The 20,018-nt window shown below is 61.6% G+C and carries 19 protein-coding genes; 7 read left to right on the top strand and 12 right to left on the bottom strand.

What is annotated here, in order from left to right; translation table 11 throughout:
- A partial coding sequence (locus tag EOB36_RS10045; RefSeq protein WP_206637147.1) for a GAF domain-containing protein occupies positions 1-1,004 on the bottom strand: 1,004 nt, incomplete at its 3' end.
- An 83-nt stretch (positions 1,005-1,087) separates the two neighbouring features.
- Positions 1,088-1,561 carry a hypothetical protein gene (locus tag EOB36_RS10050; protein WP_128284785.1) on the bottom strand — a complete coding sequence of 158 codons (474 nt, stop codon included), beginning with the start codon at positions 1,559-1,561 and terminating at the stop codon, positions 1,088-1,090.
- A 329-nt stretch (positions 1,562-1,890) separates the two neighbouring features.
- Here EOB36_RS10050 and EOB36_RS10055 point away from each other — a divergent pair, with 329 nt between their 5' ends.
- Positions 1,891-2,085, top strand: a complete 195-nt coding sequence (locus EOB36_RS10055; RefSeq protein ID WP_127204027.1) for a hypothetical protein — start codon at positions 1,891-1,893, stop codon at positions 2,083-2,085.
- Between the two features lie 80 nt (positions 2,086-2,165).
- Here the strand turns inward: EOB36_RS10055 and hutC are convergent, their stop codons facing one another.
- The 9 genes from hutC to EOB36_RS34335 all read right to left on the bottom strand — a co-directional run bounded on the left by hutC (position 2,166) and on the right by EOB36_RS34335 (position 11,445).
- Complete coding sequence (gene hutC, locus EOB36_RS10060; protein WP_127204026.1) at positions 2,166-2,900, bottom strand: histidine utilization repressor; 735 nt, start codon at positions 2,898-2,900, stop codon at positions 2,166-2,168.
- Positions 2,897-3,901, bottom strand: a complete 1,005-nt coding sequence (locus EOB36_RS10065) for an alcohol dehydrogenase catalytic domain-containing protein (protein WP_127204025.1) — start codon at positions 3,899-3,901, stop codon at positions 2,897-2,899. The genes hutC and EOB36_RS10065 overlap by 4 nt, the downstream gene beginning before the upstream one ends.
- A 6-nt stretch (positions 3,902-3,907) precedes the next feature.
- Positions 3,908-5,230, bottom strand: a complete 1,323-nt coding sequence (gene hisD, locus EOB36_RS10070; protein WP_128284786.1) for a histidinol dehydrogenase — start codon at positions 5,228-5,230, stop codon at positions 3,908-3,910.
- A 36-nt stretch (positions 5,231-5,266) separates the two neighbouring features.
- Positions 5,267-6,067: an ABC transporter permease gene (locus EOB36_RS10075; RefSeq protein WP_128284787.1), complete on the bottom strand. Its 801-nt coding sequence runs from the start codon at positions 6,065-6,067 to the stop codon at positions 5,267-5,269.
- Entirely contained in the window at positions 6,064-7,008 is a 945-nt protein-coding gene (locus tag EOB36_RS10080) for an ABC transporter permease (protein WP_128284788.1), read from the bottom strand. Before EOB36_RS10080 ends, EOB36_RS10075 begins: the two co-directional genes overlap by 4 nt.
- A 65-nt stretch (positions 7,009-7,073) precedes the next feature.
- Positions 7,074-8,180: a PotD/PotF family extracellular solute-binding protein gene (locus EOB36_RS10085; RefSeq protein ID WP_128284789.1), complete on the bottom strand. Its 1,107-nt coding sequence runs from the start codon at positions 8,178-8,180 to the stop codon at positions 7,074-7,076.
- A gap of 35 nt (positions 8,181-8,215) precedes the next feature.
- Positions 8,216-9,361 carry an ABC transporter ATP-binding protein gene (locus EOB36_RS10090; RefSeq protein WP_245458085.1) on the bottom strand — a complete coding sequence of 382 codons (1,146 nt, stop codon included), beginning with the start codon at positions 9,359-9,361 and terminating at the stop codon, positions 8,216-8,218.
- A gap of 116 nt (positions 9,362-9,477) precedes the next feature.
- Positions 9,478-10,251, bottom strand: coding sequence for a glucose 1-dehydrogenase (locus EOB36_RS10095; protein WP_128284790.1), 774 nt, complete (start codon positions 10,249-10,251; stop codon positions 9,478-9,480).
- Between the two features lie 822 nt (positions 10,252-11,073).
- Positions 11,074-11,445 (bottom strand): hypothetical protein, encoded by a 372-nt coding sequence (locus EOB36_RS34335; protein ID WP_164897491.1) that lies wholly within the window; start codon positions 11,443-11,445, stop codon positions 11,074-11,076.
- Between EOB36_RS34335 and EOB36_RS10100 the strand changes: the two genes are divergently transcribed.
- Complete coding sequence (locus EOB36_RS10100) at positions 11,438-11,956, top strand: transglutaminase-like cysteine peptidase (protein WP_245465506.1); 519 nt, start codon at positions 11,438-11,440, stop codon at positions 11,954-11,956. The two genes, EOB36_RS34335 and EOB36_RS10100, sit on opposite strands and share 8 nt — an antisense overlap.
- 208 nt (positions 11,957-12,164) lie before the next feature.
- Here the strand turns inward: EOB36_RS10100 and EOB36_RS10105 are convergent, their stop codons facing one another.
- The gene (locus EOB36_RS10105; RefSeq protein ID WP_206637148.1) at positions 12,165-13,211 is read right to left on the bottom strand and encodes a helix-turn-helix domain-containing protein; all 1,047 of its coding nucleotides are present in this window, start codon (positions 13,209-13,211) and stop codon (positions 12,165-12,167) included.
- Positions 13,212-13,400: 189 nt separating this feature from the next.
- On the opposite strand from EOB36_RS10105, the gene EOB36_RS10110 reads away from it, so the two are divergent.
- The 5 genes from EOB36_RS10110 (at position 13,401) to EOB36_RS10130 (ending at position 20,016) form a co-directional block, all read left to right on the top strand.
- Positions 13,401-15,767, top strand: coding sequence for a glycoside hydrolase family 3 C-terminal domain-containing protein (locus EOB36_RS10110; protein ID WP_128284791.1), 2,367 nt, complete (start codon positions 13,401-13,403; stop codon positions 15,765-15,767).
- An 85-nt stretch (positions 15,768-15,852) separates the two neighbouring features.
- A complete protein-coding gene (locus tag EOB36_RS10115) occupies positions 15,853-17,088 on the top strand; it encodes an ABC transporter substrate-binding protein (protein ID WP_127204017.1) in 1,236 nt (411 codons plus the stop codon).
- 98 nt (positions 17,089-17,186) lie between these two features.
- Complete coding sequence (locus tag EOB36_RS10120) at positions 17,187-18,062, top strand: sugar ABC transporter permease (RefSeq protein ID WP_245465492.1); 876 nt, start codon at positions 17,187-17,189, stop codon at positions 18,060-18,062.
- Entirely contained in the window at positions 18,059-18,943 is an 885-nt protein-coding gene (locus EOB36_RS10125) for a carbohydrate ABC transporter permease (RefSeq protein ID WP_095486314.1), read from the top strand. Before EOB36_RS10120 ends, EOB36_RS10125 begins: the two co-directional genes overlap by 4 nt.
- A 2-nt stretch (positions 18,944-18,945) precedes the next feature.
- The gene (locus tag EOB36_RS10130) at positions 18,946-20,016 is read left to right on the top strand and encodes an ABC transporter ATP-binding protein (protein ID WP_095486315.1); all 1,071 of its coding nucleotides are present in this window, start codon (positions 18,946-18,948) and stop codon (positions 20,014-20,016) included.
- The last annotated feature ends 2 nt before the right edge of the window (positions 20,017-20,018 follow it).

Below are 20,018 nucleotides of genomic sequence, written 5' to 3' on the forward strand. Positions count from 1 at the left end.
AGCTTGAGCGGCGTGATGTGGCAGGATCGCAGGTGGGCCGGCAGCGCCCTGGCAAGGTCGGCCTCGGAGCCGGAGGACGGAAGGTTCATCAGCCAGCGGCCACGGCCTGGCTCCATCGGGCCGTCCATCATCTCGGTGGTCTCGCCGTCAGGCACATTGTTGCAGAAGATGGCACGGCCGCGATGGTCGACGATTACCAGCCCGTCCTTTCGGCGGTAGCTGGGAGCCGATGAAATGAAAGCTTCGAGCAGGCGCGTGCGCTGTTCCTGCTGCTGTTCGGCCAACGCCTTTTCGATCTGCCGGGCTGTGGCGGCGACGAGCGCGGTGTTGTGTGGCCTGAAGATCGGCGAATAGCCTGACAGGTCGACCACACCGATGATCTTGCCGTCCAGCGGGTCGCGAATCGGCGCGCCGGCGCAGGTCCAGGATTTGATGCCGGCGCAGAAATGCTCGGCCGCATGCACGAAAGTCGGCTCACCCGTCCACAACGCCGTACCAATGCCGTTCGTCCCGACGGCATCCTCGTTCCATTTGCCGCCGATGGCGAGGTGGATATCCATGCCGTCATGCAGCGTCTTCTTGTCGCCGATAGCGTCGATCAGCACGCCGTCGCTGTCGGCCAGAACCAGCATCGCGCCGGTCCCGTCCAGCAACTGGCCAAGCGAGGCGAACGACCGCCGCGCCGCCGAAAGCAGTTCTGCATTGGCTCGGGTCAGATATTCGATCTCGTCGCGATCACTGCTCAGTGGCGCTTCAATGCCTTGAGCGTTGATGCCGCCGGTGGCGCTGCGATACCAGGAATCGTGAATGAGGGAGCGGACGTGGCTTGGGTGGACCGGATCGCGGGCACATTTGGGTTCGTCAGCCAGAAAACTTTCCCAGGCGCGCATGGTGGCGCGCTCGTCATAGTCGATGTTGCCCAGAACCATTTGCCCAGTGGCCAGCGACGTACGCGCCGGAAGAGCATTGATCTTCATGTGATTGGGGCCTATCTCGCGTTTCATTCCGTCATCACAAGAACCTTTGAGGCATGCCATTGCTGTATGCTGTCATGCATTGGACGTGCACACGTCCAAGCGTCTGCCCGTCAGTTGATGCCGAGTTTCGCGCCGATGTCGAAGGCAAGCTGTTCTTCGGTATAGGCGGCGGCGAGGCGGGAGCCGTCCAGGTCGGCAAGGGCCTCCGCTACGGTTTCGTCGACCGGCGAGAAGAAGCCATTTTGCTTCGTCGCCAGGACGAAGATCTGGTCGTCACCCCGATTGCGGATGTCGCCGATATGGTGAAGCTGGCGGCCTGTGCTCTGGTCCTTTGAGATCACCCGGCCGTTCATGGTAACCTGGATGGATGGCCTGGCTTCGGCCACGGGTGCCGTGCTGCCGCCAACATGGATGATCAGGCCTTTCGTCTTCGGTTGCTGGCGTGGCTTCCTGGAAGCCGAATAGCCGCCGCCGCTGATCTGGTCGGCAAGGCGAACGATAGTCGAACGGTTCTGCTCGATCAGTCTTTTGACTTGTAGGTCCTCGCGCCGCGGGCCATCCCGCTTGGAGATGATTTCGACCATGAATCCTCCCAGATTCGCTCAGCGTTGCCGTTGATACGGCTCATTCTTCTTCTTGTTAGGCCAAGCCTACACCGCCTCAGTCAGATCCGCCATTCATATTAGATAGCGCCAAAGTTCGTGTTGTTGGTAGCAGGTGGCTGCTACAATCGTGCGCAGCAACACCATGAAAAAGCGCTCTAGTTTGCGACAAAGCCGAACGGCCGCGACCAGCGGCGCGGTGTCCTCGCAGGCACCTTTGGATCATGAGATCGCAGTGTCGAAGTACGAACTGCGCTGCTGGAAGCCAGGCAACAAGCGCTTTCGATCAGGGGCGATATGTCGAGACGCTGATGGCATTGGATGAACGGTCGCGCATTGCGCCTGAGCGCACCGGCCTGATGGTGTTGCGCGCCTATGCGTATCTGAAATTGCGGCGTTTCGGCCATGCGGAACAGGTCTCCCGCGCCGCTGCAGGGACAGGAAATCGCAATGCCCTAAAGGGGGTGAACGACGTCAAGGTGACCCGCGACGCGAAAATTCAATAACGACGCATCAGAACGTCGCCATTGGATCGAGCATATTTGATACGAGGCGTCGCCCGCCCTGCTTCGCTGCGTGTTCCTGCTCATGCAGCGGGCGAGGGCGTGTAGCGGCTGCCCAGCGAATAGCGGCTGCCGACATAAGTGAGCTTGTTGACAGTGGCGACCGCCGCGCCTGACCAGGTGCGCCGATGCAGGAGAAGACAGGGGTCGCCGGGCCGGATCATCAAGCGGCCGGCGGCCGCCTCGTCGGCGGCGATCGCCGAGATCACGTGCTCCACCTCCGTCAGCGGCGTCGCCCGCTGCAGATAATCGTAGGTGGTGGTCGCAGCAAAATCTTGCCGGTGGTAGTCCGGTGCGAGAGCCGGATTGACGAAGCGCTCCTCGAGCTGGACGGGCACATCGTCCTCGAAATGCACGATGATCGAATGGGCGACCGGTCTGCGGCGCATGAACTCGAAGGCGACGATGAGCTCCAGCGCCGGGTTGCGGATCTTCTCAAGCACGACGACCTCGGCCCTGTGACGGCCGCCGCGCGCGGCGATCTCGCCGGCGATGTTCCTGATTTCGATGAGCGCGGATTGTGGTTTCGGCGGCGCCACGAAGGTGCCTACGCCCTGGATGCGCAGGAGGTGGCCTTCCGAGGTCAGTTCTCTCAGCGCCCGATGCACGGTCATGCGCGAGACGCCGAGTGTGCTGACCAGCTCGTTTTCGGAAGGCAGCCTCCGGTCCTTCGGCCATTTGCCGCTGCCGATGTTGCCGAGCACGTAGTCCTTGACCTTTTCGTAGAGCGGCCCGGCGGTTTCGGGAAGCTTGATCATCGTCCTCTCTCCATTCGGACGATGGTCTTCAGGCCGCCGCTCGCGCCTGCGATCAGGCGCTGGTAGGCGGCGGGAATTTCGCCGATCGCGATCTCCTCGGCCACGAAACGCGACAGCGCGGGGGCGAGCTCGCCAAGCATGGCGACGGCCGGCGCAAGCTCGTCGGCGAAGGCGTGGCAGCCAACCAGCGCGATCTCGCGCTCGACCAGGAGGTTGGGATCGAGGTCGAGGCGGCCATGCGAAATGCCGACCAGCGCCAGCGTGCCGCCGCCGGCCAAAAGATCGAGCAGCCGCGCCATCACCGCCACGCTTCCCGTCGCATCGACGGCATGACGCAGGTTGGGATCGTGGGGTAGGGCGTCCAGGTCGACGACGGTCGCGCCGCTCACCTCCGCCACAAGTTCCGCACGCGCCGCATTGCGGTCGGCGACGAGGACCGGTCTCTCGCCGGGCCGCGACAGGAGCAGCGCCGCCAGCCCGCCGATCGGGCCGCAACCAGCGATAAGCACCGGCGCCCCGGCCGGCGCCGACAGACGCCGCACTGCGTGCAGGGCGACCGCCAGCGGCTCCGTCATGGCGGCAATTGCGGGATCGAGCGCGGGGTCATGGCGCAGGAGCAGCCGCGCCGGCAGCTCCGTCTCTTCCGCGAAGCCGCCATCGCAGACCTCGCCTACAAAGCCCAGTCTGGCACAGACATTATGCAGGCCGGCCCGACAAGCAGGACACTCGCCGCACCAGAAACGCGAATCGGCGACGACTCGGTCTCCGAGGGCCAACTCGGACACGCCGGCGCCCACGGCGGTCACTTCGCCGGCGAACTCATGCCCGGCGACGCTCGGCGCGCGGCTGATCCACTGACCGGTGCGGAAATTGTGGAGATCGGAGCCGCAAATGCCGGCGGCCGTCACCCTGAGCCGCACCCAGCCAGGCGCTGGTTCGCCGGGAGATGGCACGTCCTCAACCCGCAAATCGCCTGCCGCATGGAGTCTGGCCGCCTTCATCGTCCGTTACCGCACCAGATATCGATCGCGCACGTCGGAGACGGCGTGCTCATGCGAGGAGAAGCCTTCATAGCGAGCAAGTGTGCGGGCATGACGTGCGAATTCGGGATAGGCCGCGGCCGTCACGTAGCCGATGGAAGAGCGCTTGACGAAATCCGTGACCGAGAGCGGTCCGCAGGTACGTGCCCAGCGGCTGGTCGGCAGGACGGCGTTGGGGCCCAGCCCGAAATTGCCGATCGAGACCGGCGTGTGCGGCCCCATAAGGATCTCGGCAGCTTCGGTGATGTGGCCAAGGTGCGCGAAGGGGTCGGTGGAGAGGATCTCCAGATGCTCCGGCGCGTAGTCGTTGATGAAGCGGTAGCTCTCCTCGATCGACCCTGTCAGCACGATGCCGCCACAGGCGCCGGTCAGCACCGCGGTGGAGAACGCCACCCGCTGCTCGGTCATGCGCGCCCAGTGCTCGGGCAGCGCGGCCAATGCCTCCTCCGCCACGCGGCGGCTGTGGGTCACCAGATAGGCCGATGAGTCCGGTCCGTGCTCAGCCTCGATGAGGAGGTCGAGCGCGGCCAGTCCGCCATGCACGCTGTCGTCGGCGAGGATGATCGCCTCCGACGGACCGGCGGGAAGGCCTGGATCGATGACCCCTGCAAGCAGCCGCTTGGCCGCAACGACCCAGGGGCTGCCTGGACCGACGATCTTGAGTGCGGGCCTGATCGTCTCAGTGCCATAGGCAACCGCGGCAACCGCCTGCGCGCCACCGCATTTGTAGATCGTTTCGACGCCGGCGAGGCGCGCCGCAACCAGCGTTGCTGCGTCCACCGAACCATCGGGCGCTGGCGGCGTGACGATGGCAAGCTCCGGGACACCCGCCACCACGGCCGGCACTGCGGTCATCATTGTGACCGAGGGGAACGCGCCCTTGCCGCGCGGGACATAGAGCGCCACCGAGCGGATCGGTGTGAAGCGGTCCCCGGCATAGGCGCCGGGCCGCATTTCCTTAAGCCACATCGCTTCCGGCTTCTGCTCTTCGTGAAAATGCCGGATATTGTCGATGCCGAAGCGGATGGCGGCGACCACGTCCTCATCCACCATGCCGAAGGCGGCATCGAGCTCGGCGGGGCTGACCTTGAGCCGCGCGGCATCGAGATCTGCCTTGTCCAAGTCGCGGGCGAAGCGAACGAGCGCTGCGTCGCCTTCTGTTCGCACTGCCTCGATGATCGGTGCGGCCTTCTCCATAAAGCTGGAGAGATCGGTCTCGGAGCGCCGCATTAATGCCGCACGACCAGCGGCGTCGAGCTGGCTCAAGTCATGGAATGATACGTTTGGCATAGGATTTCCTTTGCGGCCCCGGCGGGCCGGCATTCCTCATTTCGATTTCAGGAAGATGTCGAGCCCGACCAGCCTGTCGAGCAGGAAGATGGCGACAGCCGAGCAGGCGATGAAGACCACGGAGATCGCGGCAAGGTCCGGCGTGATGATCGAGCGGATGGAATTGTAGATCAGCACCGGCAGCGTCACGATGCGCGCATCGACGAGCAGCAGGCTGACCAGGAACTCATTGAGCGCCAGGATGAACATCAGCAGCGAGCCGGTGATCACCCCCGGCATCACCGCCGGCAAGGTGACGGAGAAGAACACCTGGAGCGGCGGCGCGCCGCAATTGGCAGCGGCCAGTTCCAGGTCCGGGTCAAGTCCGGTGGCACTCGCCGTGACCGCCCAGATCATGAACGGAAGATTGATGACGCAGCAGGCGATGCCGACCGGCCAAAGCTGGCCGAGAATGCCGGCCTTGCCGAAGACCAGCATGAGGCCGATGCCCGATCCGATCAGCGGGATGGTGAAGGGCAGCAGCAGATAGATCTGCATCGTCTTCTCGAAACGCACCGCATATTTCGCCAGCGCGATGCCGGCGAGCGTGCCCACGGGAATGGCAACGAGCGTGCAGACCGTCGCGACTTGGAGCGTGCGCAGGAAAGCATCGCGCAGGTCGGAGGCCTGCGAGATACGCGCGTACCACCGCAGCGACAGCCCGTCCGGCGGAAACGTGATGATGTTGCCGCCGGTGAAGGAAGCGCCGAGCACCACGACCGTCGGCGCCGAAAGCGTCACCAGGGCGATCGTCACCAGGGTCCACAGGACAATCGATTTGCTGCGCGAGCCGCTCACGCCCGGGACCTCCCCATGGCGAGCGTTCCCGCTCCGAACAGCGCGAACACGAGGCCGACAAGGATTGACCCGAGCGCGACCAGCATAAGCGCCAGCGTCGCGCCGAGGCCCTGGTCGGACGTTCGGAAGAACTGGTCGTAGATGGCGTTGGCGATGAAGTCCTGCGAGCCGCCGCCAAGGATCGCGGGGACTGCAAAATCGGTGAGCGAAAGCGTCAGCACCACCAAGCCGGCGCCGATGAAGCCCGGACGAGCGAGCGGCAACACGACATGGATGAATGTGCGAACCCAGTTGGCGCCGAGCGATCCAGCGGCCGCCTCCAGCTCTTCGGGAATGGCTGTGAGTGCTGGCGCGAGCATCAGCACGGCGAAGGGCAGCATGTATTGGACGAGGCCGAACAGCACGGCGGGATAGTTATAGATGAGCCGCATCGGCGCGATCCCGACAAGACCAAGCGCCTCGTTGACCATGCCCTGGTTGCCAAGGATGATCAGCCAGCCATAAGCACGCACCACCTGTCCGATGAAGAAGGGCAGGAACAATGCAATCAGCAGGAACTTGCGCAATCCTGGCGAACGCGTGCGCACCATCAGATACGCATAGGGAAAGGCGAAGACGAGCGTCACCGCCGTGACGATCAGGGCGGCGATGAGGCTGCGCTGCGCGACAACGAGGAACAGCGGCTCCGTCAGCGCCCGCCGGAAATTGGCGATGGAATAGTCCTCCGAGAACTGGAAGGTGGTGGTGTCGAGCGTGCGCAGGCTCGCATCTGCGATCTGGATGAGACCAAGCACGAGCAGTCCGACGAGCAACACCGCCGGAAGCAGCATCAGATAGGGCGTAGCGCGCCGGAACCGCGCCGGCCAGACGGCGGCGGCAATGCCTTCCAGCGCATCCATGATGCGCCATTTCAGGGGATAGGCTGTCCTGGCTGCCCGCATGAAAAAATCCGTATCCGACGTCGTGAAGGAGCCGGTGCCGCACGAGGGCACCGGCCAATCTGGCGTCAACCCTGCATGATCGCCTTGAACTTGGAAAACCACTCGCTCTCATTCTCGACCTGGATCTTCGACGAGATGCGGATGAGGCGCTTGAAATCCGCTTCGGTGGTCGGATAGGACGGATCGCCCACCAGATCTTTCGGTGGTGTGAGGCCCGGCACCACGCCCGGCAAGCCGAGGCCATCCAACCAGACCTGCTGCGCTTCCTTGGTCAGCGCATGGTTGATGTACTGCTTGGCCCAGTAGAGTTCGTTTTCCGGCAGGCCTTTTGGAATCCACAAACCGTCCGTGTCGAACTTCGCACCCTCTTCCGGCACGACCCATTCGATTTTCACACCGTTCTTGCGGGCCTCCCGGGCGTTGGTCGAAATGGTGCAGGCAGCGTCGATCTCACCGTTCTGGAACCAGGTGGTGAAGTCGGGATCCTCGCCGAGCAGCGGTTGCTGCGCCTTCATCTTGGTGATGAAATCCCAGGCCGGCTGCATATTGCCGGGGATGTCCGCCAGCTTGCCACCACCGGCGACCTGCGCCGGGAAATGGAAGCCGATGCCGTCATTGTAGAAGGCAAGCCGGCCCTTGAACTTCGGGTCGAGCAGATCTTTCCAGGACTTGGGCGGTCCGTCCGGGAATGCCGCAGGCCGATAGGCAAGCACATAGACATAGCCGTAGGTATTGACGATCGGGAAGCCTTCCAGGCCGGCCGGCTTGGCAAGGTCCGTCACATTGGCGAGGTTCGGCAGGTCGGAGAGGTCTTCGGTCACGCCGCGCAATGCTGACTTCGTGGCATTGGTGGTGGTGTCCCAGTTGATGTGGATCGGCGGGACCCGGTTCTGCGCAACGGCGGCCCAGACCTTGGGCTGGATCTCGTTGTCTTCGGTCAGGTCGTGACGGACGGCAATCCCCGTCATTTTGGTGAAGCTGTCGGACACGCCGGCCTTCAGGCTATCCACCCAGCTGCCGCCCCAGGCGCGCACGATGATCTCCGCCGGCTTTTCCGGTTCCTGCGCATAGGCGCCGCGCAGGCCGAGCGCTGAGGCGCCGCCAAGCGCGGCAGTGGCCTGAAGGAAGGTTCTGCGGGAAAGATGGGATAATGTCGGCTTGAAACGCTTCATCTGCATTCTCCTCTGGGTTTGACCGGTTTCCGGTTCTATCGAAAAACAAGCATATCCCTGGCGTTCCACCCCAGGAACACGCTTTCGCCTATGTCGAACTGCGTGTGCGCGGCGGCATCATGGTCGAAAACGCGAATGATCTCGTCGCCAATCGCGGCGCAGGCTACCTCGTAGACCATGCGCTCGCCTTCGAAGATCGTGTCGGTCACAGTCCCAGCCAGCAGGCAATCGAGCTTCGACAGCTGAGCAGCATCGCCGGCGAGACGGATCTGTTCGGCGCGGATTGCTCCCGATGCATTGCCACCCTCCGCAGGTGGATTGACCGGATCGCCGACCTTGCCGGCAAGCATCAGATCACCCCGAAGGATGGAGACGTCGCCGGCTTCAGAGACGGACCGTACCGTACCGGCAATGAAGTTGGTGACGCCGATGAAGTTGGCGACGAAGGCGTTGCGGGGCTGGCGGTAGGTCTGGATCGGTTGCGCCTTCTGCTGGATCTCGCCCTGATCCATGACGACAATGTCGTCGGAAACCACCAACGCCTCGCGCTGGTCGTGGGTGACGTTGATCGTGGTGACGCCGAGTTCGCGCTGGATGCGACGGAATTCGAGTTGCATTTCCTCACGCAGTTTTCGGTCGAGCGCAGCCAGCGGCTCGTCGAGAAGCAGCAGGTCGGGCTCGAACACCAGCGCACGCGCGATCGCGACGCGCTGCTGCTGCCCGCCGGAAAGTTCGTGAATGCGCCTACCGCCATAGCCCCCGAGCCGGACCAGCGCGAGATATCGCTCGACGCGTTCGGGAATGGTGCGTGCGTCGCGCCGGCGCATCTTCAGCGGGAAGGCGACATTCTCGGCCGCCGTCATATGTGGAAACAACGCAAGCCTCTGAAAGACCATGCCGATCGACCGCTTGTGCGGTGGTACTGCGCTCACCGCTTCGCCATTGATGAAGATCTCGCCGCTGCTCGGGGTCTGGAACCCGGCGATCATTCGCAGGAGGGTTGTCTTGCCGGACCCTGAAGGTCCCAGAATGGTGAGAAACCGGCCCTTCGGCAGATCGAAGGACGCATTCTTGACGGCATGAACCCCATCGAAGTCCATCCCGACGTTGCGGACCGCGACTGCGATTTCCCTGCCGCCTTCTGCTTCGTGTGAAGCTATGGCCCGGAAAGCCTCCTGCATTGTGGTTCCCCTTTTTGTCGCCGGTCGCATGCAAGAACGATCAGCGTATTAGGTGGTATATACAACCATATACAAGTCGGGTCTACACGATCCTTTTTGCACCGCACCTATATCGCTCAGATAGATGCGAGATAGCCTCCGTCGACGGGGATGCAATGCCCGGTGATATAGGCCGATGCCCCGCTCGCCAGGAACACCACGGCCCCGGCCAAATCCTGCATCGTGCCGAAGCGCCGCTGCGGGATCTTGGCCAGCATCGCCGTCTGCCAGTCGGGATCCTCATAGAAGACATCCGTCATCGCCGTATGGAAATAACCCGGAGCGATGGCGTTGACGCGAATACCGAGCGATGCCCATTCCGCGGCGAGGGCGCGCGTCATGCCTAGAAGGCCAGACTTGGATGAGCCGTAAGGTACGGCGGTCGGAATACCGACATAGGAGGTCAGCGAGCAAAGATTGATGATCGCGCCGCCGCTCTTGTCGGCAGCCATCCGTCGCGCCGCAGCCTGCGCGCAGAAGAAGGCGCCCTTCAGGTTGGTCGATACGATGCGATCCCACACCGCCTCGTCAACGTCGAGCGAGGGCTGCACTTGCTCATAGCCGGCGTTGTTGACCAGAATGTCGAGCCCGCCAAAGGCTTCCGCAACCTCGTCGACCACCACGCGGATGCGATCGGTGTCGAGCACGTCGAGAGACCGGCAAAGCGACCTGCGCCCGAATGCGCCAATTCGGTCCGCCGTCTCACGAAGCGATGTTTCGTCGCGAGCGGTCACCGCGACGTCGGCACCAGCCGCGCAGAGTGCCTCCGCCATCGCCTGGCCGATGCCGCGGCTGGCGCCCGTCACCAGTGCCTTTTTTCCCGTCAGATCGAACAAGCGGCCGGCGTCCATGGCGTCACGGTTCCTGCATTTGCGAAAATTGCATGCGGGAAACGAACACCAGTTGCGGCCGGTTGTCTATACATCTTGCGCTACTGCCGGGGCGGTCGCCAGCAAAATGGCGCAGCGCTGGATCTTCCTTCGCCAGTGCTCACGGAGAGTGGAAGGAATTCAAGGGTCGGGCAACAATGTCAGCCGACCGTCCTGCAGGGGAGAAAGCCAGTCTTCGATCGCGGCACGATTTTCTTGCGCCGCCTGTCCAACCACCCTCGTTGCACGGCGGGTGATTGGACATTTGTTGGATCGCCATTCGGAAAATGGCGGGAGACAAGTTCAGTATGTTAGCGGCCCGCCCATGGTGCACGACGCTTAAGAGCCTTGCCGGACTGTGGCTGTTCTTCTTTCGGGGCTACCACAGACAGAGGCAAGGAAGCCGCATGATTGGTATCTACGGTCATTTCGCTGTTGTCGACACCGGTAGCGAATCCGCGGGTCGGGTCGCGGTCTGGGTTTTGATTGGCAGCGAGAGAGACCCCTGTCGACAAGGCGAGGAGGGCCAAGACTGTTACAAGCTTGTTCATCGTATTTTTCCTTTCTTAGAATGAGCAGACTTGCCAATCGGCGCCTCGCGCGCGGTGCCGTATTGACTCCTGCTTGCGAAACCGCGGTCGGCTTTCTGTCTCGTCACCATGACGAGACTTCCTGCTCACGATTGAATTTACGCTACGCCTGTCGCAGAGGTTTGCCCGAGCTCCATCGAAATGTAACCGAATGTATGCGAGAGCCTCGTGGCTCCCCGGATTTCCGTCGCTTCGATAAATTTGGCTACAATTTTTATTCGGTCGCTTGTCCGCGTTTGGGCCGCCTATGACCGAACTTCGCCGATGCGGCCATGCGACAACACGCGAAGGTCATGACCTTCCAGTGGCTGTGGAAGTTCTCCAGCGTTGACCGCGCGGCGCCCAGCGTCAGGCCGCTGGTGGCTCGCGATCGCGGCTTTAAGCCGCGCGTCGGCTGCGTTGATGTGCTCATGAAAAGATGGTAACGCAATATTAAATAGTGTTTCGGGTCGTTACCTTTGGCGGGGCGAATGGGATTGGTGATACCGCGGGCATGGCTGTGTGCCGGCCTCCTGATGGGCTTGATGATGTCCGCGACGCCGATCGAGCAAGCTTCGGCCGATGCGGTGCATGGTGCCATGGCCATCGGGCAGCGGACCTCCGTCCCGGTCGGCTATATCGAATTCTGCCGACGGCAGGCCGCAGAATGCAGAATACGATCAGGCAAGGCTCCGCCAATCCTTATGAGCAGAGGAATGGAAGACAAGCTCGCGTCCGTCACCAAGCTCGTGAACAGATCGATCAAGCCTGCGAGCGATCTTGCCGTTCACGGAACGATGGAATTCTGGTCCTATCCTGACAGCGCGGTCGGCGACTGCGAGGACTACGTCCTGCTTAAGCGCCAGATGCTCAATTTGGCGGGCGTATCGCTCTCGAACCTTCTGATCACTGTCGTCAAAAAGAAGGACGGCGAGGGGCACGCGGTGCTGACGGTCAAGACCGACAAAGGCGACTATGTGCTCGACAACCTCAACGACGATGTGAAGCTTTGGTCGGAAACTGGATATAGATTTCTAAAAAGGCAATCGTCCACAGACACAGGGCGCTGGGTTGCGATACTTGAACACCCCGATGTCCTGGTCGGGGCAGTCGACTAAGCCTTGAGAATCGCGCCTGGACTACACTTGGCACCTCCCATGCCATGTCCGAGAATAGCAGAGTTGGACAGAGGTCGTGTGAAACGCGATTTGCGTGACAGGCCTAGACGGCCTCCGCTCGCTAGCATGGCTCGGGTTTCAGGCGATGGGCGCTGCAGTCGACCGGCGCAGACCTCATGCCACAACTCGTACAAGCGGAGATGGGAATTCAATCCAAACTTGCACTATGCGGCGCACGAAGCGCGATTTGTTTGCGTCCCGCTACATTGATGCCAACCGCAATTTCGGCGGCCTTGCCAAGATCGGCTGCATAGCGGAGGAGAATCCTTTGTGCCTCCACGGTATCTTCTTCCGTGAGTACGCTTTGTACCCCCGGCAGATGGCGTGCGCGTCGAAACTCTGCGGGGCTGCACCCGAAACGGCCCCTGAACTTATTGTAGAACACAGCAGGATTGCCGAAACCGTTTCGCTCCATGATCACACCAACAGTATGATCTGTCCGGTGGAGTTCGTCCGCTGCGGTGTCCAAGCGCAGGCTTTGGCAATAGTCGCGGTAACCAATGCCCAAATGGCGCTTGAACAGGCGGGAAAGGTGGCTCAGCGTCAGTCCCTCAGCCGCGGCAATCGCACTCAGTCGCTGATTGTCTAATTGCCCTTCGACTGCACCCATAATCCTCAGGATTCGGTCTCGACTGTCGGACCGCAGGGGCGCTGCATCGCTATCTGCTTTCAGATGCGGGATCTGCCGATAGATGAAACAGGCAAGAAGATTGGCAACAGTCTGCCGAACTATGACCTCCTCGGGGCGACTCGTCTGATCAAGGATCAGCCGGGCCATGAAAGCCTTTATCGGCGCGATCCGATTCATGAACGGACGGCTATGGAGGAAGGAGCGGCAAAGGTAATGCCGGGATGCAAAACCGGGCAGGCCCATGCGCTCGAAATATCCAACATCGAGATGCGCGCCGCAGATCAGAGCATCGCGCGAAATCGAAGTCGAATTGTGCGGGACGTCGCTATTTATGATGATCACATCATCCTGCTTCATCTCGCAAGCCTGCTCGTCAACGACTAGGCGGAAGCTGCCTCGCAGCACGAAAAGTATCTCCATTTCACGATGCCAATGATAGGGCACATTGGCACGGCCATGCATGAAGGCACGGCAGTGAAAATCCTCCGCAGGCGCATGATCCTCGAAGCTACTGTCGCGGATTTGCAGTTCGCCGTCGGTTTTGAGATAAGCGATATTCATCATGGTTCCCAGGCCAACCTGCTTACTAGACATCAAAAACTGTCGTAGTTCCAGCGCAAGTTTCGCGGCTAGAAGAGAGCCGTGGCCTCGTGTCATCAATAGATCATCTCTTGGCGCAGCGGCGATGCCGCAATGGTGAGGCGAACCACCAGGGATGACCGGCGCGCGTCCGCAACAGCATATGGAATGACGATGACCTGGAATATTTCCGACAAGGAGCTGACTGGTCTGCTGGCGCAGATGAGCATCGAGGAAAAGGTCGCGATGGTCAGCGGCCACGGCCTCTGGCGGACGGTCGCCAACTACCGTCTTAACATTCCCGAACTGCTGATGACGGATGGCACATACGGTGTTCGCTATTCGATCGAACAGATCGACGGAGCGCATGACGCAGACAACCAGCTCGCCTCATTCCTGAGTGTCGTCAACACCGATCTCTCGACAGGGGTCGACAGTGCATTCGGCTCCACCCGTCCAGCAACATGCTTTCCGAATGGTTCGTCGTTGGCCTGTTCGTGGGATCTCAATCTCGCATATGAACTTGGCGAAGCGCTCGCTGCCGAATGCCAGGCGTTCGGCGTCAACATATTGCTCGGCCCAGGTGTCAATATCCGGCGTACGCCGCTGGCAGGGCGAAGCTATGAATATTACGCAGAGGATCCTCTGCTGACGGGTGATATTGCCGCCGCGGTCATCAGCGGCCTTCAGCGCAACGGGGTGGGGGCCTCGCTCAAGCATTTCGCGTGCAACAATTCCGAGGTCCAGCGCACGACGATGAGCTCGGTCGTCGAGGAACGTGCCCTGCGCGAGATCTATCTCGCCGGCTTCGAACGGGCGATCCGCAAGAGCGATCCCTGGACCGTCATGAGCTCCTATAACCGGCTCAACGATGTTCAAACCGCCGAAGATCACTGGCTGCTGACCGAAGTGCTGCGCGACGAGTGGGGATATGATGGCGTCGTGGTGTCCGACTGGCACGGCATCAAGGACCGGCCTGCTTCGATGAATGCGGGCAACGACCTCGACATGCCCGAAAGCGGCGCCCGCAAGCAGGAACTTCTGACAGCGGTCGAAGACGGCCAGGTGTCAATGGAGACGCTTGATCGCTCTTGCCTGCGCATCTTGAAGCTTGTGCGTCTGGCCCGAAACGGTGTGAAGCCGAATGCCGAGGCCGACTTCCAAAAGCATCATGCCTTGTCCCGGCGCATGGCGGCCGAGTCGATCGTGCTCCTGAAAAACGAGAACGCCAGCCTTCCCTTGCTCCCCGAGAAGCTCAAAAGGATCACGGTCGTTGGAGCCGCCGCCGTGGAACCGGTCATCCAGGGTTCTGGTTGCGCCACGACGAGGCCGACCGAGGTCGACATCCCGCTGGAGGAAATCCGCAAACGCGCACTCGGCGTGGACATCGACTATCACACGGTCGCGGATTTCGAGGCCGGTGGCAGCTCCGAGGCGGTGGCGCTTGCGGCGGTCGACGCCGCCGACGCTGTCCTGTTTTTCGCCAACACCGAGGTCGGTTATGACGGCGAGGGCTCTGACCGCAAGCATCTCAATCTGCATGACGGCCAGGACGCCCTGATCGAGCGACTATCCGCACGTAAAAGTAAAGTCGTGGTCATTCTCGCGACGCCGGACGCCGTGGTCATGCCCTGGGCCGATCATGTTGCAGCCGTACTTGCGGCTTTCTTCGGCGGGCAAGGTGCTGGCAGCGCGATCGCCGATGTTCTGTTCGGCAGCCGCAATCCGTGCGGCAAGCTGACCGTGACATTCCCCGTCCAGGTCGAGGACATACCGGGCTACCTCACCTATCCCGGCGAGGGCAATCGCCACATTTATTCGGAGGGCATCCACGTTGGCTATCGCTTCTACGACAAGCGCAAGCTCACGCCGCTGTTTCCTTTCGGTTTCGGGCTGAGCTACACCAGCTTCGAATATTCCAACCTGTCGGTCGATGTCGATCGGATTGATGCGTCGAGCTCGATCACGCTCGCGTTCGATATCACCAATACCGGTAGTGTGGCCGGCAAGGAAATCGCGCAGGTTTATGCGCGCCCGCACCAACCGCGGCTGATCCGCCCGATCCGTGAACTCAAGGGCTTCGCGAAAGTCTCTCTCGAGCCGGGCGAAACCAAGCGCGTCGAGATCAAGATCGAGAGCCGCGATTTGCGATACTACGACCCGCAGTATCGCCGGTGGCTGCTCGATGCTGGCAGCCTGACCTTCGAGGTCGGCGCGTCCTCTCGCGACATCCGTCTGGAGCGGACGGTCGAGGTCGAAGCTGCGGCACTGGCCTCCACCGTCCTCAATGTCGAAAGCCAGCCCTTCCTGGTCTTCGAGCACGAATTCGCCCGCCAGCGCTTCCGCGCCTTTCTCAAGCAGCGGCTCGATCTCAGCGATCAGGAAGCCGACAAGATGCTCGAATACTGCGCCGGCTCCTTCCTCGGAATCCACAAGACCGTCGCCTGGGTCGCGGGCGAGACAATCTCCAAGGCCGAAATGGCCGCATTCCTCGAAAGCCTCAACAAGGAGATGGGGATGATGCTCACCAAGGCTGCATAGACACCCGGGCGCCGCCTCGCGCGTTGCCGGACCGAGCGTCTCGGGAACAGAGACCTGCAATCAATGCCAACCAAGGGGAACTGCCATGAAATTTCGCCACCTATTGTCCACGATGAGCATCCTGGGCGCGTTCGCTGCCTCTAGTCCCGTGCTCGCCCAGACCGTCGACGTGCAGCACTACTGGACGAGTTCGAGTGAATCCAAGGCGATGAACACGATCGCCGACAGCTTCAAGCAGCGCGGCGGAAAATGGATCGACAGCCCGTCGGCCGATTTCGACGCGGCGCTTGCGGCGGCAACCAGCCGGATTGCCGGCGGCCAGCCGCCATCGGCGATCCTGATGACGCCAAGCTCGGCGCTGCGCGACCTTGCCAGCTCCGGTCAGCTTCGAGATTTCGACGATCTCGCCGCCAAGGGCGGTTGGCAAAAGGTGATGGCGCCGATTGTGTGGGACAAGCTCAATGTCGACGGCCACCTTGTTGCCTTGCCCGTCGGGGTGCATGCGCAGAACTGGGTCTGGTATTCCAAGCCCGTTCTGGAGAAACTCAAAATCAGCGAACCGAAGACCTTCGACGAGCTTTTCGCGGCTGCCGACAAGATCAAGGCGTCGGGCGGCATTGGCATCGCCACCGGCGGCGAACCCTGGCAGCAAGTCGGCATACTCTACAGCGCGTTTCTCGCTCTCGGCGGTCCCGAGTACTGGAATGAACTGATCGTCAAGCGATCCCCCGAAGCGCTCAAATCGCCTGTCCTGACCCAGGCTTTCGATATCTTTCGCAAGGTATCGACCTATGCGGATCCGGCGAGCCCCGGCCGCTCCTGGAACGACACGACGAACCTCGTCGTGACGGACAAGGCCGGTTTCCAGTTCATGGGCGACTGGGCACGGGGCGAGTTCCTCGCTGCCGGCAAGGTCGCGGGCAAGGACTTCGGGTGCTTACTGACGCCGGCCGAAAAGCCAGGATACGCGATCCTGATCGATGTGTTTGCATTCCCGGTAAACACCGACGACGACCGGATCAAGGGCCAGACGCTGCTCGCGGACTCGATCATGGAGCCCGCTGTCCAGGAAAAGATCGCCGAGGTCAAAGGCTCTGTCCCGTCGCGGACGGATGTGGATACGTCCAAGCTCGACACCTGCGCGCAAATCGGATCCAAGGCGCTTGCCACGCCGGGCGCCGCGGTCCAGGCAGCCTATGATGCGCTCGCAGGCGACCTTAACGGCCAGGTGACGGATCTGGCCGGGCAGTTTTGGACCGACAAGTCCATGACCACGCAAGCGGCCGTCGAGAGCTTTAGCAACATTCTGCAGAGCGAGTAAGAATCACGCAACCGGCTGGCGGCATCGCTGGCTGGTTGCCAACCCTTGCACTCGCGGGTCGCTCGGCATGACGCACCTATGATCCTGAAAGCGGTTTCATGAGAACCTGGTTGCATCGGCAGACGTTCAGGCCGGACATGACGGTCGTCTTCTTCTTCGGCATCGTGGCGGTGTTTTTCTACGGATCGATCTTCTGGACCGGCTACATGTCCCTGACGCGGTCGACGCTGATGCCCAATTACAATTTCGTGGGCTTCGACCAATATATCAAGCTCTTCACGAACCACCGCTGGCTGGTGTCTTGCCTGAACATGGTGATTTTCGGCGTGCTCTACATCGTTGGCACGCTCGCCTTCGGCACGCTGCTTGCCGTTTTCGCCGACCGCCGCATCAGGGCCGAGTCGCTGTTTCGAACCATATTCCTCTATCCGCTCGCCGTATCGCTGATCGTCACCGGTCTTTCCTGGCGTTGGGTGCTCGACCCTGTGAACGGCTTGCAGGGGCTTGTGCGCGGCATGGGTTGGGAGAATTTCAGCTTCGACTGGCTCACCGATCCCGACCGGGCGATCTACACGCTGGTGATTGCCGGCATCTGGCATTCGGCCGGGTTGATCATGGTCATCATTCTCGCCGGCTTGCGCGGCGTGGACGAAGACCTCTGGAAGGCGATCCGCATGGAGGGCATTCCCCTCTGGCGTGCCTATCTGCAAGTCATTTTTCCCGGTATGCGGCCGGTCGTGGCTTCCTGCGTCGTGCTTTTGATGTCGGACGTTATTCGAGGCTACGACCTTGTCATCGCCATGACCAAGGGAGGGCCCGGCATTGCCACGGAAATGCCGGCGAAGTTCGCTGTCGACTATTATTTCGCACGGGTCAATCTCGGCCTGGCTTCCGCCGCCTCGATCGCGATGCTGGTCCTCTCGCTCTTGCTGTTGGCACCTTATTTCTACAGTGAGTTCAGGAGGCGCACGTGACGCGAAGCCTTCCTGGCGAACGCTCCGTGTTCGGCCCACGCGCGGCGCGTCTCGGTCTCTATGCGTTTCTCTTCGCTTCGGCCGCCTTCTTTCTCCTGCCGCTGCTGCTGGTGATCAGCAACTCGCTGAAGCCGATGGAGGAAATCCGCCAGGGCAATCTTCTCGCTCTCCCCGTCAAGCCGACTTTCGATGCGTGGCTGACGGCATGGAAAAGTGCTTGCACCGGGCTCGAATGCGGCGGGGTGCGCCCAGGCCTGTGGAACTCGATCAAGATCACCGTTCCAGCCGTCGTGATCTCGACGCTGGCAGGCGCGCTCAACGGCTATGCGCTGGCGCAGTGGAAGTCACGCCACGCCAACCTGATCATGCTTCTCGTCATGGTCGGCCTATTCATCCCCTATCAGGCGATGCTCTATCCGACGGTGAAGATCCTGAGCAGCCTCAGTCTGTTCCGCACCTATAGCGGTATCATTCTTGTCCATGTCGTCTACGGCTTGCCTTATACGACGCTGCTGTTCCGAAACTTCTACGTTGGCGTGCCGGAGGAGATCAGCCGGGCCGCGCGCATGGAAGGCGCCAGTTTTCTCAGGACGTTCCGGTCCGTCATTCTCCCGCTGTCGACCAACATCCTGGTCGTCGTGGCGATCCTGCAATTCACCGGCATATGGAACGATTATCTGCTCGGGCTGATCTTCGCCGGCAACGACAATTTGCCGATGACGGTTCAGCTCACCAACATCGTCAACAATGCTCGGGGTTCGGCCTCGCCCAATGTCAACATGGCCGCCGCGGTCATCACCGCCATTCCGACGCTCATCGTCTATTTCCTCTCCGGCCGCTATTTCGTGCGCGGCATCGCCGCCGGTGCTGTGAAGGGTTAGCCATGTCCAGTGTATCCATCCGGAAAATCAGGAAATCCTTCGCCGGTCTGACCGTCCTGGATTCGGTCGACATGGAGATCGCTCCCGGCGAATTCATTGTCATTTTAGGTCCCTCGGGGTGCGGAAAGTCGACCCTGCTCAACGTGATCGCCGGACTTGACGATTGCGAGTCCGGCCAGATCGTGATCGACGCAGTCGATGTCAGCGGCCTGGAGCCAAGCCAGCGGGGACTGGCGATGGTGTTTCAATCCTATGCGCTTTTCCCTGCCATGACCGTGCGGCGCAATCTCTCCTTCGGCATGGAAGTCGCTGGCACGCCCAAGCCGACGATCGTGCAAAAGGTAGACTGGGTGGCGAAGCTCCTGCAAATCGAGGCGCTGCTCGACCGCAAGCCGGGCCAGTTGTCAGGCGGTCAGCGCCAGCGGGTCGCGATCGGCCGAGCGCTCGTGCGCTCATCCAGCATCTGCCTTTTCGATGAGCCGCTGTCGAACCTCGATGCCAAGCTGCGCGCCGAGACGCGCGTCGAGCTCAAGCAACTGCACGAGACGCTGAAGTCCACCATGATCTATGTGACGCATGACCAGATCGAAGCCATGACAATGGCCGATCGCGTGGCCGTGATGCACAAGGGCAGGGTCGAGCAGTTCGCTCCTCCGCAGTCGATCTACGAGAAGCCGGCAAGCCTCTTCGTCGCCGGCTTCGTGGGATCGCCTGCCATGAATCTTCTTGAGGGCAGCCTGGACGGCGCGGGGCGCTTTCTGGTCGGCCAGCGCAGCATCGGCTCTTCCGCCTATCCTTTCGAAGATCCGTCAACCGCGGGCGAGGCGGTGCTCGGCATTCGGTGCGAGGACATCGACGTCGTCGAGCCGGGTTCGCCTGACAGCATTCCCGCCAAGCTCGCCTTCACCGAACTTCTGGGCGCCGATGCCCTCGGCTGGTTCGACTGCCTGGGCAAACGCATGAGCGTCAGGCTCGGCGTCGATGCCGCCCGCTCGATGCGCAAGGAGGTCGGCCTTCGGTTCGACATGGCGAAGGCTTCCTTCTTTTCAGCGTCGACCGAACGGCGGCTGTGAGG

It is taken from the genome of Mesorhizobium sp. M6A.T.Cr.TU.017.01.1.1, from assembly GCF_004023115.1.
In the GTDB taxonomy this organism is placed as follows: domain Bacteria; phylum Pseudomonadota; class Alphaproteobacteria; order Rhizobiales; family Rhizobiaceae; genus Mesorhizobium; species Mesorhizobium mediterraneum.